Origin of the sequence: Streptomyces sp. NBRC 110028 (assembly GCF_001417735.1) — a bacterium.
In the GTDB taxonomy this organism is placed as follows: Bacteria; Actinomycetota; Actinomycetes; order Streptomycetales; family Streptomycetaceae; genus Streptomyces.
In genome coordinates, this window is record NZ_BBUZ01000024.1 from 232,033 (window position 1) to 246,729 (window position 14,697).

Genomic DNA, 14,697 nt, shown 5'->3' on the forward strand with positions numbered 1-14,697 from the left:
ACCGTCTTCCACGGTACGGCGGGGGTGGGCCACGGCGCGGGCCAATACCCGAATAGGTGTCATCCGGGCCGATCCGTAACGGACATGCCGCCGCCCCGGTCCCCGGCGGAAGGCGGGGGCCGGGGCGGGGCGTTTCGGTGGTCAGTCCTCGTGGCCCAGGTGCAGATCGCGTTCCGTACGGCCGCCGCCCGCCACCTGGAGCACCGTCGCCACCGGGGGGTAGCCCGCGGCGATGACCGTGTACTCCCCCGCCGACAGGTCGATGAAGCGGAAGGCCCCGTCCGCGCCGGTGGTCGCGGTGTCGACCACGTTTCCGGCCGCGTCCAGCAGCGTGACCCGGGCGTCCTCGACGAGGCGGCCGCCACCGGCCCGGACGACGCCGCGCAGCACCGCGCCACCGGCCAGTTCGATGTCCTGGCGGGTCTCGCGGTCGGCCTGCACGGTGACGGGGAGCGCGGCGGGGCGGAAGGCGGGCGCGCTGGAGGCCAGGGTGTACTCCCCGGCGACCAGCTCCGTCATCACATAGCCCCCTTCGCGTCCGCTGCGCGTGGAGGCGACCACCTCGCCGCGCACGTCGGTGAGGGTGACCGTCGCGTCCCGTACGGGCGTGCCGTCGGCCGTGAGGACGGACCCGGCGAGGCGGCCCGCGCCGCCCAGGACGACGTCCAGCTCGACCGGCCGGTCGCCGACCGTGACGCTGACCGCCCGCGGCTGGTGGCCGCCGGCCGCCGCGATCAGGACGTACGCCCCGGTGCCGGGCGTGCTCAGCGCGTACCGCCCGTCCTCGCCGGTGGCGCCGCGCCCGATCTGGCGGCCGCTGACGTCGATGAGGGTGAGCGCGGCCCGCGGGACCGAGGTGCCGTCGTGGTGCTGGACGGTGCCGCAGACCGGGATGCCCGCGACGGGCGGCGGCGAGGCGGCGTGCCGGGGCACCGAACGCGCCGCCGGTACGACGGGGTCCGGCTGGACGCCGGGGTCTGGCTGGACGGCGTAGTCGGTGTGGGACACCAGAGGTTTCTCCTTCAGCAGGAAGGCGAGCAGGAAGCCCAGGACGAGCACCGGCACGAGGTAGAGGAAGATCCGCGGTATGGCGTCGGCGTACGCCGTGATGTAGCCGTCGCGCAGGGCACGCGGCATCGCGTGGACGATCTGCGGGGTGACGGAGTCGGGGTCGGGCAGCTCCGGCCCGCCCCCGACCGCCCGGCCGCCCGTGCCCTTGGGGAACTCCTCCGCGAGGCGGTCGGCGAGCCGATGGGCGAAGAGGGTGCCGAAGATGGCCGCCCCGACGCTGCCGCCGATCTGCCGGAAGTAGTTGTTGGCGCTGGTGGCCGAGCCGAGGTCGGCGGGCGACACGGAGTTCTGCACGGAGAGGATCAGCACCGGCAGCACCAGCCCGATGCCGAACCCGAGGACGCCCATCCAGAGGCTGTAGTCCTGGCGTGAGGTGTTCTCCTCCAGCCGGGACAGCAGCCACATGCCGCCGATCGAGATGAGGCCGCCGAGGATCGGGAAGACCTTGTAGCGGCCGGTGGCGCTGATCAACTGGCCGGAGATGATCGAAGCCAGCACCATGCCGCCCATCATCGGCACCATCAGCAGCCCCGACTCGGTGGCGGAGACGCCGTCGACCATCTGCAGGAACGTCGGCAGATAGCTGGCGGCGCCGAACAGCGCGACGCCGATGACCGCGCCGATGAGCCCGGAGACGCAGAAGACCGAATCGCGGAACATCCGCATCGGCATGAGCGGTTCGGGCACGACGCACTCGACGACCACGAAGAGGATCGCGGAGCCCGCCGCGCCCAGGGCGAGCCCGAGGATGACGCGCGAGTGCCAGCCGTACTCGGTGCCGCCCCAACTCGTCAGCAGCACCGCGCACGTGGAGAACATGGTGAGGAACAGGGCGCCCAGGTAGTCGAAGCGCGGCCGCCGCAGCGGTTCGGGCACCTTGAGGACGGCCGCCACGACGGCGAGCGTGACCAGGCCGAAGGGCACGTTGACGTAGAAGCACCAGCGCCATGAGGCGTGGTCGGTGAAGAAGCCGCCGATCAGCGGCCCGGCCACCGACGCGAGGCCGAACGCGGCCCCGATGAGCCCCATGTAGCGGCCGCGCTCCCGCGGCGGCACGATGTCCGCGATGATCGCCTGCACGCCGATCATCAGCCCACCGGCGCCCACGCCCTGCACGGCCCGGAAGACGATCAGCTCGTCCATGGTGCGCGACCATCCGGCGAGCGCGGAGCCCGCGACGAAGACGACGATCGCGAAGACGAAGACGCTCTTGCGGCCGAGGAGATCGCCGAGCTTGCCGTAGACCGGCAGCACGATGGTGACGGCCAGGAGGTAGGAGGTGACGGTCCAGGACATCTTGTCCAGGCCGTGCAGCTCGCCGACGACCTCGGGGAGGGCGGTGGCGACGATCGTCTGGTCGAGGGCGGCCAGCAGCAGGGCGAGCATCAGCCCGAGGAAGACCGTCCGCACCCGGGCCGGGCTGAGCCCGGCCCCGCCGGGGGCGACGTCGGTGTGCGGTCCCGCCGCCCCTGTGGTGGTGCCGGTGCCGGGTCTGTCGCCGTCGCCGGGTCCGTCACCGGGCCCGGACTCGGTCCCGGGCCCGGAGCCGGGCCCGGAGCCGGTTCCGCCGGAGGCGCGGGCGGGTGCGCCTGCCGGCCGGTGGCCCTTCGCGAAGGTGGTCTCGGTGATCCCGCCCACGTCTGTCTCCCCTCGTCACGCCTGCGCCGCCGCCCAGTTCTCGCATTACGAGACAACTAGGGGCAAGCGCGACGAATCGACAAAGAGACGGGTCCGGGCGGCTTTACCGCAAGTGGGAGCATGTGCGCCCTAGGAAGCGCACTGCGGAGAAAACCACCCGAACCGGTGATCGTGACGCCGAGGCGGACGGACGCTACTGGGCGCTCTGGGCCGGGAGTTCGGCCGCCAGCTTCTCCAGCACGCCGTCGTAGATGCGGGCCAGGCCCTTGGGCGCGAAGGTGCGCTCGAAGAAGCCGCCGATGCCGCCCGCGCCGTTCCACACCGAGGTCACGACGACCCGTGACGTGCCCTCCCCGGCCGGGGTGACGGTCCAGGTGGTGACCATGGAGGAGTTGCGGTCCTTCTCCACGAGCTGACCGTCGGTCGGCTCGGAGACCTCCAGCAGGCAGTCGCGCACCCGCTTGCTGGTGGCCTGGAGCCGCCAGTGCACGAGGGTGCCCTCACCGTCGCCGCCCTCGCGGACCTCGTACTCGCTGAACTGCTCGGTGAGCAGCCGGGGGCGGACCTCGCGGTAGTCGGCGAGCGCGTCGAACACGTCCTCGGGCTTGCCCGTGACGATGCGCTCCGTGGTGGCCTCGACCTGGCCCATGGCTCTTTCCTCCGGTGGTTGCGTTGCCGTGCGCTGCGCTGGCAAGCCAACCACCTGCGGGTCACCCGCCCAAATTCGGGGTTGACGGAATCGAGGGGAACATGTGTTCTATTGTGGTAGTGAGCGAGACCCCGGAGGTGCGCGCCATGCGCTGGGACAACCTGACAGGCGACGGCGAGGCGGCCAGCGCGGCCCTCTTCGCCGCCGACGCGGTGACGACGCGCACCTTCGACACCCCCGAGTTCCGGGGCATCACCTTCCACGAGATCCGCGCCCGTTCGATCGTGAACCGGGTGCCCGGCGCGTCCCGGATGCCGTTCGAATGGACCGTGAACCCGTACCGCGGCTGCACCCACGCCTGCGTCTACTGCTTCGCGCGCAAGACGCACAGCTATCTCGACCTCGACACCGGGCACGACTTCGACAGCCAGGTCGTGGTCAAGGTCAACGCCCCGGAGCTGCTGCGGCGCGAGCTGGCCGCCCCGCGCTGGCGCGGCGAGCACATCGCCATGGGCACCAACGTGGACTGCTACCAGCGCGCCGAAGGCCGCTATCAGCTCATGCCCGGCATCCTCACCGCGCTCGTCGAGCGCGCCAACCCCTTCTCCATCCTCACCAAGGGCACGCTCATCCTGCGCGACCTGGAGCTGCTGCGCCGTGCCGCCCGCGTCACCGACGTCGGCGTCTCGGTCTCCGTCGGCTTCACCGACCGCCCGCTGTGGCGCACCGTCGAACCGGGCACCCCCTCCCCCGAGCGGCGCCTCGACGCCGTACGGACCCTGTCCGGGCACGGCGTCCCCTGCGGGGTGCTGATGGCCCCCGTGATCCCCTTCCTCAGCGACTCCCCCGAGCAGCTGCGCGCCACCGTCCGCGCCGTCGCCGAGGCCGGGGCGACCTCCGTGACCCCGCTCGTGCTCCATCTGCGCCCCGGCGCCCGCGAATGGTTCACGGCCTGGCTCACCCGGCACCACCCGCGGCTGCTGAAGCGCTACGACGCCCTGTACGGCGGCGGCTCGTACGCGCCGAAGTGGTACCAGCGGCGGATCACCGGCATGGTGCACGACCTCGCCGCCGAATACGGCATCGGGCCGTACGAGGCCGGGGCCCACCGAGCCGTCCCCTCCCCCGAGGCCCCCACCGACCCTCCGGGCCCGGCCCAGTTGTCACTGCTTTGAACCCTCCCCTCCCTGAGGGGAGAGGATTCCTGGCTCAGGCCGCCTCCTGAGCGCCCGTATGTCTCGACGGCGTGCCGGACGATGTCCTCGGCGGCCCCGGCGCGCGGGCCGTGGCGCGGCCGATACCGGTACCGGTACCGGCTCCGGTGACGAGGGCGACGGGCTTCGATCGCGAGGTGTTTCCCATGGCGGAGATCGTGTGACCCTGCCGCCAGTGTCAACGTCAAGCCGCCTACGGTGGACGCATATGGACGGGGCATGGGTACCGGTAAGGGAGATGACCGAGTCCGACATCGACGCCGTGGCGATGGTGCGGGTACGGGGGTGGCGATACGCGTACACGGGGCTGATGCCGCAGACGTATCTGGACGGCCTGAGCGTCGAGGAGGACGCCGAGCGGCGGCGGGAGTTCTTCTCCCGGGGGCTCGGCGACGTGGTCAACCTGGTGACGGAGGACGCCGTCGGCGAGGTGGTCGGCTGGTCGTGCTTCGGCCCGTACCGGGACCGCGATCTGCCGCCCGGGGACGCCGAGTTGTACGCCCTCTACGTGCACCCCGCCCGGCTGGGCACGGGCATCGGGCGCGCCCTCCTCGACGAGACCCGCCGCCGGGTCGCCGAGCGCGGTTTCCCGCATCTGCGGCTGTGGGTCCTGGAGGAGAACCGGCGGGCCCGTCGCTTCTACGAGCGGGCGGGCTTCGTGACGGATGGGGGCGCGGAGACGTACAAGGTGGAGGGCGCGGCGGTCCCGGAACTGCGCTACGCCCTACGCCTACCCGGACCCTGACCTCGCCCGGGGCCCGCCCTGACCCCGCCCGGGTCCCCGGCCCCCGCGGCCCGCCCTCGACGCCGCCGGGGGCGCGCCCCCACCACCTGCCGCGCCGCGGGGCCTCCCCTGAGACCGGGCCAGGTCTCCGCCCCGGCCCGTGCCCCGCGGCGCGCCGGCTTTCCCCCACCCCGCCCCTTCCCGGAACCGGGGCACAGCCCCGGACCCCACCGGGCTCCGCCCCGCGGCCCGACGCGCGGCACCCGCCCGGCACGCGCCGCGCGGGTGCCGCCTGCCCCGGGGCCCGTGGCCCTGGCCGCGAGGCCCGCCCGAGCCACGGGCCGCAGGCCGGCGGGGCTGGGCCCCGTCGGCCCGCAGCGCCCCGGGCCGGCGGGGGCCGGGGGCTTGACCCCGGGTTCGGGGAGGGGCGGGGTGGGGGAAGGGCCGCACAGCGCCCCGGTCGGCGGACGCCCGCGCGGCCAGGACAGAGCCCCCTCCGGGCCCGGGGCGGACGCAGCCGCAGCGAGGGTCGGCAGCGAGCCCCCGGAGCCGGGGGGGCGGGGCCCCGGTCAGCGGACGCCCGCGCGGCCTGGGCGGGGGGTCGGGGGGTCGGCGTCCAGGGAGCCGCCGCCGCTGATGCGGGCCAGGGCGGCGGCGGCCGCGGCGCTGAGCCGTATGTGCTCGGCCGCCGCCTTCAGGGCGGGGACGGCGCGTTCGTCGCCGATCGCGCCCAGCCCCTCGACGCAGGCCCGCGCGATGGGCCAGTGCCGGTCGCGGGCGGCCAACTGCCGTTCCAGGGCGGCGACCAGGGCCGGTACGGACTCGGGGGCGCGGAGTTCGACGAGGAGCCGGATGGGGTGCAGGGAGTACGCAGTGCGCAGCGGGTTGGTGGCGAGGGCGGCGGCGGCGCGGGCGGTGCGCGGGTCGCCGAGCCGGGCCAGCACCCGGGCGGCGGTCGCGCAGCGCGCGGGCTCGCGGTAGTTGAGGAGCAGGACGAGCGTTTCGAAGGCCCGCCGGTCGCCCGCGCTGCCGAGGACGAAGGCGGCGGTTTCGCGGGCCCACAGGGGCTGCTCCGGCGCGACCAGGATGCGGGCGAGCTGTTCCCGCGCGGCGGGGGTCCCCTGCCGTACGAGCGCGAGCAGCGAGGCGTGTGCCGCCGTCTCCTGCTGCGATGTGAGCGAGGCCCGTACCCGCTCCGTCAGCGTCCGGAATTCGTCGTCCATGTCGAGGTCTCCCCTCCCCGGTGATCCGCGCCATCGCGCAGGACTCACAGTCGGCTCTGGCGTCTTGGTTACCCGCGAGTTACTATGGCGACACGAGCAGTACCCCTGCTCGGGCGGCCTGGTGACGCAGCCGCCTTGTGTGACGTCGGTTCGGCAGTTCCAGCAGTACGGCACGGCCCCGGGACAGGGCCGCCGTGTGTCTCCCACGGGCAGTTTCCTCCGTGCGGCGCTGTCCGCCAGGGAGCGTGCAAGCCCTTCCGTCGGAGTTTTCGCAACGGCCGGAGGAGATCCCGCAGCAGGTGCCGGACGACAGTCCGGAATGCGGTGTCGGTCCTCCGCTTTTCACCGAAGCCTCCCCTCAGTCGTCACTTCATCCCCGCTTTCCGGGGAACACCCTCTGGAGTCCGCGATGGACCGTCTCCCACAGACCGGCGTCAGCCCCACGTCCTCCTCCTCTGATCTCTCCCCCTCCCGGGCCCCGCTCACTACTGTCGCGGTCGTCGGGCTCGGCACGATGGGCACCGGCATCGCCGAGATCCTGGCCCGTGCGGGGCGTCAGGTGATCGGCATCGACATCAGCGAGAGCGCCTGCCACCGGGCCGTCACGGCGCTGGAGCTGGCCACCGCGCGGGCGGTGGGCCGCGGGCGGATCACCGAGCGCGAGCGGACCGCCGCGCTCGACCGCTTCCGCATCACGACCGATGTGTCCGCCGCGGCGGACGCGGATCTGGTGATCGAGGTGGTGCCCGAGGACTACGGCATCAAGCGCGAGGTGTTCGCCGCGCTGGACGCCGTCGTCCGGCCGGACACGATCCTGGCGACCGGCACCAACGCCCTGTCGGTGACCCGGCTGGCGGCCGAATCCGCCCGCCCCGAGCGCGTGTTGGGGCTGCACTTCTTCAACCCGGCGCCCGCCATGAAGCTGGTGGAGATCGTCTCCAGCGTGCTGACGGCCCCCGCCGCCGTGGAGGCGGTCACGGGGCTCGCCCGCGAGCTGGGCAAGGAGCCGGTGGCGCTCGGCGACCGGCCGGGCTTCATCGCCGACGGCCTGCTGTTCGGCTACCTCAACCAGGCCGCGGCGATGTACGAGTCGCGGTACGCGGCGCGCGAGGACATCGACGCCGCGATGCGGCTCGGCTGCGGGCTGCCGATGGGCCCGCTGGCCCTGCTGGACCTGATCGGTGTCGATACGGCCCGTACCGTCCTGGAGGCGATGTACGCGGCCTCGGGCGACCGGCTGCACGCGCCCGCGCCGATCCTGGGCCAGCTGGCCGAGGCCGGGCTCACCGGCCGTAAGGCGGGCCGCGGCTTCTATACGTACGAGGCGCCCGGCAGCGGCACCGTCGTCCCGGACGGCGCGGCCCCCGAGGCGCCCACCCCGGAGCTGGGCCGTCCGGTGCGCACGGTCGGCGTCGCGGGCTCGGGGACGATGGCGAGCGGCATCGCCGAGGTGTTCGCCAAGGCGGGCCACGAGGTGGTGCTGGCGGCCCGTACCGGGGAGAAGGCGGAGGCGGCGAAGGCCCGGGTCGCCAGGTCGCTGACGCGGTCGGTGGCCAAGGGGCGGATGACGGAGAAGGTGCGGGAGCGGGCGCTGGCCCGGATCACCCCGGCCGACTCCCTCGACGCGTTCGCCGACGCGGACCTGGTGGTGGAGGCGGTGGCCGAGGACCTGGCCGTCAAGCAGGAGCTGTTCACCGCGCTCGACAAGGTCTGCAAGCCGGGCGCGGTGCTCGCCACCACCACCTCCTCGCTGCCGGTCATCGCCTGCGCCCGCGCCACGTCGCGCCCGGGGGACGTGATCGGCATGCACTTCTTCAACCCGGCCCCCGCGATGAAGCTGGTCGAGGTGGTGCGCACGGTGCTGACCTCGGACGAGGCGCGGGTGACCGTGCACACCGTGTGCCGGGAGGTCGGCAAGCACCCGGTGGACTGCGGCGACCGCGCCGGGTTCATCGTCAACGCCCTGCTGTTCCCGTATCTGAACAACGCGGTGAAGATGGTCCAGGAGCACTACGCGACGCCCGACGACATCGACGCCGCGATGAAGCTCGGCGGCGGCTATCCGATGGGCCCCTTCGAGCTGCTGGACGTGGTGGGTCTCGACGTCTCGCTGGCCATCGAGAAGGTGCTGCACCGCGCGTTCCGCGACCCGGGCCTGGCGCCCGCGCCGCTGCTGGAACACCTCGTCGCGGCCGGCTGCCTGGGCCGCAAGACGGGGCGCGGCTTCCGCGAGTATGCGAAGGCGTGACAGTCCGCTGGGCTGGGGCGGACTGCTGGAACCCTCCTTCGGTCCGCCCCCGCACCGGCACTCACAGGCGTGTTACGTTCCCCACATGTCCCAGCCCGTAAAGGCCACTCGTACGCAGCGTAACCGCTCGAACTCCTCCGACGGCGGCGAGAGCGCCGGCAGCCGCCGCGCCGCCGCCCAGCGCCTGACCATGCGCCGCAAACTCGCGGCGGCCGCCATGGAGTTGTTCGCGACGCAGGGGTACGAGGCGACGACGGTCGACGAGATCGCGGCCAGAGCAGGCGTGGCCCGACGCACGTTTTTCCGCCATTTTCGGTCCAAGGAAGAGGCCATCTTCCCCGACCACGACGACACCCTGGTGCGGGCCGCCGCGGTGCTGGACGCGGCACCCCCGCACGAGAACCCGCTGGACACGGTGTGCCGGGGCATCAAGGAGGTCATGCGCATGTACGCGGCCTCCCCGGCGGTCTCCGTCGAGCGCTACCGGCTGACCCGCGAGGTCCCCGCCCTGCGCGAACGCGAGATCGCCTCGGTGGCCCGCTACGAGCGGCTGTTCACCCGCTATCTCCTGGGCCACTTCGACGAAGGCGCCCACCACGACGGCGACGACGACCCCCTGCTGGCCGAGGTCGCCGCCTCCGCGGTGGTCACGGCCCACAACCACGTGCTGCGCCGCTGGCTGCGGGCGCGGGGCGAGGGCGATGTGGAGGCCCAGCTGGACCACGCCTTCGCCATCGTGCGCGAAACCTTCGGCACCGGCATCGGCGCCGGCCGCCCCACTCCGGGCCGCCCCGCGGCGAGCGTGTCCCCGGCGGGCGAGGAGGAGGACGTGGTGGTGATGGTCGCCCGCACGGACGCCCCCCTGAACGAAGTCATGCGAACGATCGAACGCGCCCTGAAGCGGTAGCCACACCCCGCCGGGGCCCGGCCCCCGGCGGGGCCGGGGGCCGCGTGCCGCTACCGCACCGGGGTCAGCCGCACCGCGAAGCCGCCGTTCCTCGCGACCGGGAGCGACAGGCGCGAGGCCGCCGTGACCTCGCGGGTCTCGGTGACGACCTTGCCGTCCGGGCCGTCCTTGTACAGCTCGGCCCGCCACCTCCCCGCGCCCAGGAACGTCAGCGGTTCGTCCAGGGTGCGGGCCTCGCCGGAGGTGATCGCGCCCAGGTACCAGTCGTCGCCGGAGCGGCGGGCGATGACCGCGCGGTCGCCCGGGTCGCCGTCGACGAGCCGGGTGTCGTCCCACACCGTGGGCACCCGGTCCAGGAACGTCAGCGCCTCGGGGTGCGCCTCGTACGACTCGACGCTGTCGGCGAAGTGCTGCACCCCGGACTCGTACACCACGGACAGCGCCAGCTCGGCGGCGTCGCTGGTGGGGCGCACTCCGGAGAAGGTCACGGGGGTGAAGTCCATGGGCCCGATGAGGTTCCGGGTGAAGGGCAGCGTCGTGTAATGGGCGGCCGGGAAGGGCTGGCGGCCCGGCTTGGGGCGGGTGCCCTCGGCGCCCTTGACCGCCTCGACGCTCATCATCTGCGGCCAGGTCCGCTCCTGGCCGCGCGGAATGGTGGCGCCGTGGAAGTTCAGCATGAGCTGGTGCTTCGCGCTGTCCTTGAACACGGCGTCGTACCACCGCATCCGGTCCTGGCCGTCGGACTCCAGGAAGTCGATCTTGAGGCCGGCGATGCCCCAGGACTTGTACTGCGGGAACAGCCGGTCCCGTTCGCTCTGCTGGTCGATGGTCTGCCAGCGCACCCAGGCCCAGACCCCGACGCCCTTCTCCTTGGCGTAGGCCGTCAGCTCGGGCATCCAGTCGTTGCTCCAGCCGGAGTCGACCAGGACGTACTCCCAGCCTTCCTTCGCCGCGAAGTCGACGAACTTCCTCTGGGCGGCGAGGCTGGTCGGGCTGTTGCCGTCCGACCACCACGACCAGGCCGCCTTGCCCGGTTTGATCCATGAGGTGTCGGCGACCTTCGACGGGGTGGCGAGATCCGTTGGAAGGTCGCTTTCGGTGACGGTGGCGAGGTCGCCGATGACCATGGTGCGCCACGGGGTGGTGAGGTCCGGGCCGCTCACCTCGGCGGGGTCGGGGAGGGTGAGGTGGAAGCGGTCGGTGGTGGCGTCGAGGGTGAGCCGGGAGCCGCCGTAGGAGCTGTTCAGGTCGGCTTCCTCGACCAGCATCCAGCTCGTGCCGACGTGGAAGAGCGCCGGATAGCCGTAGTCGCCCGCCTTGGCGTCGGCGACGCTCCCGCGGTCGTGGGCGGACTCGTAGTCCGAGCGGCCGTTGTCGTACGGCAGCAGAGAGGAGTCGGCGCTCGGCGGCACGGCGAACTCCGAGCTCTCGCCGAGCACGGTGACCGTGTCCTTGCCGGGCAGGGCGTAGCGGTAGGCCAGCCCGTCGGCCGAGACGCGGACGATCACCTTCAGGGTGCGTCCGTCCTTGCGGAAGGTGAAGGTCGACTCCGAGGCATCGGAGGTGTGCCGGGTCCGGCGGCCGGTGGTGGTCGTGTACGTCTCGTGGAGGGCGCGGTCGCCGCGCCCGGTGAAGCGCAGCCCCTTGCCGAAGTCGGTGTCGGCAGTGCGGATGCCGAGCGCGGAGGGGCGCAGGACGGTGGTGGAGCCGTGCCGGGCGGTGAGGGTGAGGCCGCCGTCGCGGGTGAGGCTGAGCTGCCCGCTGACCTGGCCCTGCCCCGTCAGCCGCCAACTGCGGCCGCCCCCGCCGTCCGTCGGGCCCGCGGCCTCGGCGTGGAGCGGTACGAGGGCGGCCGCCGTGCAGGCGATGCCCGCGGCGGCTCTGGTGACCCTGGACCGAATGACGCGCATCGTTCCCTCCCACGGGACAGGTGGCAATGGTCAGGCTCATGACAGATCGACGAAACAGAGCGATACATCAGATCTATCCGGCGCCTTGACGCATCATTAGCCGCTTCCTACGCTCCCGTCTAGCCAAATCATCGGATCAATCTCTTTCAGTTGGGACGGAGCTGGTCGACGATGACAGTCAGCAGACGCGGTTTCCTGGGCCGGGTGGCCGCGGGCGCGGCCGCGGGGTCGACGGCGGGGGTGGCCCTCCCCGCGACGGAGGCGGAGGCGGCCGCGCACGAGCGCTCCGTCGTCCTCACCGGCATGCGCACCGACAGCGAGTGGCAACGCTTCCTGGCCGGACAGGACCTGGTCTGGAAGCGGGTGCCGCGCACCTGGTACGAGGGCCCGTTCCTGGGCAACGGCCTGCTCGGCTCGATGGTGTACCAGGAGCCCGGCGAGAACGCCCTGCGCTTCACCGTCCACCACAGCGAGGTCCAGGACCACCGCCCCACCGAGGGCGGCAGCGACTGGGGCGTGGCGCGGCTTCCGGTCGGCAATCTGCTGCTGCGCCCGGCCGGGAAGATCACCGGCGTCGATCTGCGGCTGGACCTGTGGGACGCCGAGTTACGCGGCACGATCACCACCGACAAGGGCCGCCTCACCCTCCGCGCGCTGGTGCACAACGACCGGACGATGCTGCTGGCGACCGTCGGGGCGAGCACGGGCGAGGAGGGGTTCCGCTGGGAGTACCGGCCCTCCCCCGCCGTCAGCCCGCGCATCGTCCGCGAGGACCCGCCGAAGGGCTTCGAGCCCAACCCGAAGCCGGTCACCCGCACCGAGGACGGGCTCGGCATCACCGTGCAGTCCATGGTCGCGGGCGGGCAGACGGTGACCGCGTACAAGGAGCGCGGCACGGGCCGGGAGCGCTCGTACTACCTGTGCGTGGCGCATTCGTACCCCACGACGGACGCGGAGGGCCGGGCCCGCACCACGGTCCGCAAGGCGTCCGCGCTGCCGGTCTCCAGCCTGCTGCGCACCCACCGCGACTGGTGGCACCGCTTCTACCGCAAGAGCTTCCTGTCGGTCCCCGACGGGATGCTGCAGAGCTTCTACTGGATCCAGCTGTACAAGCTCGCCTGCGCGGCCCGGGAGCACGCCCCCGTGATGGCCACCACCGGTCCCTGGGTCGAGCCCACCCCCTGGCCGGGGGTCTGGTGGAACCTCAACGTCCAGCTGGAGTACTGGCCGGTGCTGGGCTCCAACCACCTGGAGCTGGACGCGATCCCGCGCACCCTCTCCGAGAACACCGACGTCCTGATCAGCGCCCTCAAACCGGAGTACCGCGCCGACTCGGCCGGGCTGCGCCGCTCCACCGACGCGCAGTGCGAGGACAACGGCACCGTGGCGGTGCCGGGCGTCGGCGACTCCCCGGAGGTCGGCAACCTGCCCTGGGCGCTGCACAACGTATGGCTGCACTACCGGCACTCGATGGACCGGGGCCTGCTGGAGGACGTCCTCCATCCGCTGCTGCGCCGCTCCACCAACTACTACCTGCACTTCCTGACCGAGCAGGCGGACGGCCGTCTGCATCTGCCGAAGACCTTCTCGCCCGAGTACGGCGCGGCTCCGGACTGCAACTACGACCTGGCGCTGCTGCGCTGGTCGTGCCGGACGCTGCTGGAGTCGGCCGAACTGCTGGGCAAGGACGATCCGCTGGCGCCGAGGTGGCGTGAGGTGCTGGACAAGCTCGTCCCGTACCCGGTGGACGAGAACGGCTTCATGGTGGGCGCCGGCGTCCCGTTCGCCACATCGCACCGCCACTACTCGCACATGCTCTCCGTCTACCCGCTCTACCTGGTCAACTGGGACCAGAAGGAGAACCGCGACCTGATCACCCGGTCGCTGGAGCACTGGATCGGCTTCGAGGGCGCGCTGCGCGGCTACAGCTTCTCCGGCGCGGCCTCGATCTCGGCCCAGATGGGGCGGGGCGACGACGCGCTGACGTATCTGCGCGAGCTGGTGGCGCGCTTCATCCAGCCCAACACCCACTACTACGAGGCGGGTCCGGTGATCGAGACCCCGCTGTCGGGCGCGCAGGCGATCCACGACATGCTCTGCCAGAGCTGGGGCGGGATCATCCGCTTCTTCCCCGGGGTGCCGGGCGAGTGGCGGGACGTGGCGCTGCACGACTTCCGCACCCAGGGCGCGTTCCTGGTCAGCGGGGTGCGCAAGGGCGGCAGGACGGCTTGGGTGCGGGTGCGGAGCCTGGCCGGGGAGCCGTGCCGGGTGCGGCACTCACTGACCGGGCGGATCAAGGTCGCGGGGGTGGGCGGACCGGCGCCGAAGTGGCGCGACCTCGGGGACGGCGTGATCGAGCTGGAGATCGGCCGGGACGAGGAGGCGGTGATCTACCCGGCCACGGGAGCACGCCCGGACTTCGCGATCGCCCCGGTGAAGGTGTCGAAGCCCGCCGGCCGGTGGGGCATGCCGGAGCTGCCGCAGACCGGTCAGGTCACCCAGGTCGATCTGACGGGCGCCTTCGACAACGACGCGATCACCACCGAGATGTACTACGGCGACGGGGACTTCGACGGTACGGGGCGCACGTACCCCATGGTCCAGCTGCCGCAGACCGGGCAGACCGAGGACGACGGGATCACCTTCGCGTTCACCAACGGCAGCGAGGGCTCGGACAACAACGTGATCGCGGCGGGCCAGAAGGTCGCGGTCCCGGCGGGGAGCTACGCCCGGCTCCATGTGCTGGGCGCGGGCGACACCGGCAACGTCACGATCCCGGCGGTGGCCTCCTACGCGGACGGCTCGACCGCGAGGCTGAGCATCCGGCTGACGGCGTGGCTGTCGGGGCCGGCGTACGGGGAGACCGAGGCGGTGCGGACCAGCCAGATCCACGCCCGGAGCGGCCCGGTGGGCACGAAGGCGGCGATCTTCCACCAGGTGGTGGCCCTGGACCCGGCCAAGGAGCTGTCCTCGATCATCCTGGCCGCCCCGGCGTCGGGCGCCGCCCGGGCCCATGTCTTCGCGCTCTCGCTGGAGAAGAACAGCTGAGGGCGGCCCCACAACCCACACAACCGAACATCACCGGCAACGGCCGCCCCTCCCGGGGCGGCCGT

General features: G+C 72.6%; 9 protein-coding genes. 5 read left to right on the forward strand and 4 right to left on the reverse strand.

Translation table 11 applies throughout. The annotated features are described in order from the left end of the window. Window positions 1–141: 141 nt before the first annotated feature. Together ASC60_RS10340 and ASC60_RS10345 are read right to left on the reverse strand one after the other, a co-directional pair. Window positions 142–2,709 (reverse strand): MFS transporter, encoded by a 2,568-nt coding sequence (locus ASC60_RS10340; RefSeq protein WP_079038301.1) that lies wholly within the window; start codon window positions 2,707–2,709, stop codon window positions 142–144. A 193-nt stretch (window positions 2,710–2,902) separates the two neighbouring features. After that, on the reverse strand, window positions 2,903–3,358 hold the full coding sequence (locus tag ASC60_RS10345) for an SRPBCC family protein (RefSeq protein ID WP_055549197.1): 456 nt from the start codon (window positions 3,356–3,358) through the stop codon (window positions 2,903–2,905). A gap of 146 nt (window positions 3,359–3,504) precedes the next feature. Here ASC60_RS10345 and ASC60_RS10350 point away from each other — a divergent pair, with 146 nt between their 5' ends. Beyond that, complete coding sequence (locus ASC60_RS10350) at window positions 3,505–4,533, forward strand: Rv2578c family radical SAM protein (RefSeq protein WP_055549994.1); 1,029 nt, start codon at window positions 3,505–3,507, stop codon at window positions 4,531–4,533. Between the two features lie 277 nt (window positions 4,534–4,810). Next, the gene (locus ASC60_RS10355) at window positions 4,811–5,317 is read left to right on the forward strand and encodes a GNAT family N-acetyltransferase (protein WP_107097037.1); all 507 of its coding nucleotides are present in this window, start codon (window positions 4,811–4,813) and stop codon (window positions 5,315–5,317) included. A 548-nt stretch (window positions 5,318–5,865) separates the two neighbouring features. On the opposite strand, the gene ASC60_RS10360 is transcribed toward ASC60_RS10355, so the two are convergent. Then, window positions 5,866–6,519, reverse strand: coding sequence for a PBS lyase (locus ASC60_RS10360; RefSeq protein ID WP_055549201.1), 654 nt, complete (start codon window positions 6,517–6,519; stop codon window positions 5,866–5,868). A gap of 409 nt (window positions 6,520–6,928) precedes the next feature. Here ASC60_RS10360 and ASC60_RS10365 point away from each other — a divergent pair, with 409 nt between their 5' ends. Both ASC60_RS10365 and ASC60_RS10370 read left to right on the forward strand, forming a co-directional pair. Further along, window positions 6,929–8,767, forward strand: coding sequence for a 3-hydroxyacyl-CoA dehydrogenase family protein (locus tag ASC60_RS10365; RefSeq protein WP_079038302.1), 1,839 nt, complete (start codon window positions 6,929–6,931; stop codon window positions 8,765–8,767). 85 nt (window positions 8,768–8,852) lie between these two features. Beyond that, the gene (locus ASC60_RS10370) at window positions 8,853–9,674 is read left to right on the forward strand and encodes a TetR family transcriptional regulator (RefSeq protein ID WP_055549203.1); all 822 of its coding nucleotides are present in this window, start codon (window positions 8,853–8,855) and stop codon (window positions 9,672–9,674) included. Between the two features lie 50 nt (window positions 9,675–9,724). Here the strand turns inward: ASC60_RS10370 and ASC60_RS10375 are convergent, their stop codons facing one another. Further along, window positions 9,725–11,584 (reverse strand): glycoside hydrolase family 97 protein, encoded by a 1,860-nt coding sequence (locus ASC60_RS10375; RefSeq protein WP_055549205.1) that lies wholly within the window; start codon window positions 11,582–11,584, stop codon window positions 9,725–9,727. Between the two features lie 171 nt (window positions 11,585–11,755). Between ASC60_RS10375 and ASC60_RS10380 the strand changes: the two genes are divergently transcribed. Next, a complete protein-coding gene (locus tag ASC60_RS10380; RefSeq protein ID WP_079038303.1) occupies window positions 11,756–14,632 on the forward strand; it encodes a Tat pathway signal sequence domain protein in 2,877 nt (958 codons plus the stop codon). The last annotated feature ends 65 nt before the right edge of the window (window positions 14,633–14,697 follow it).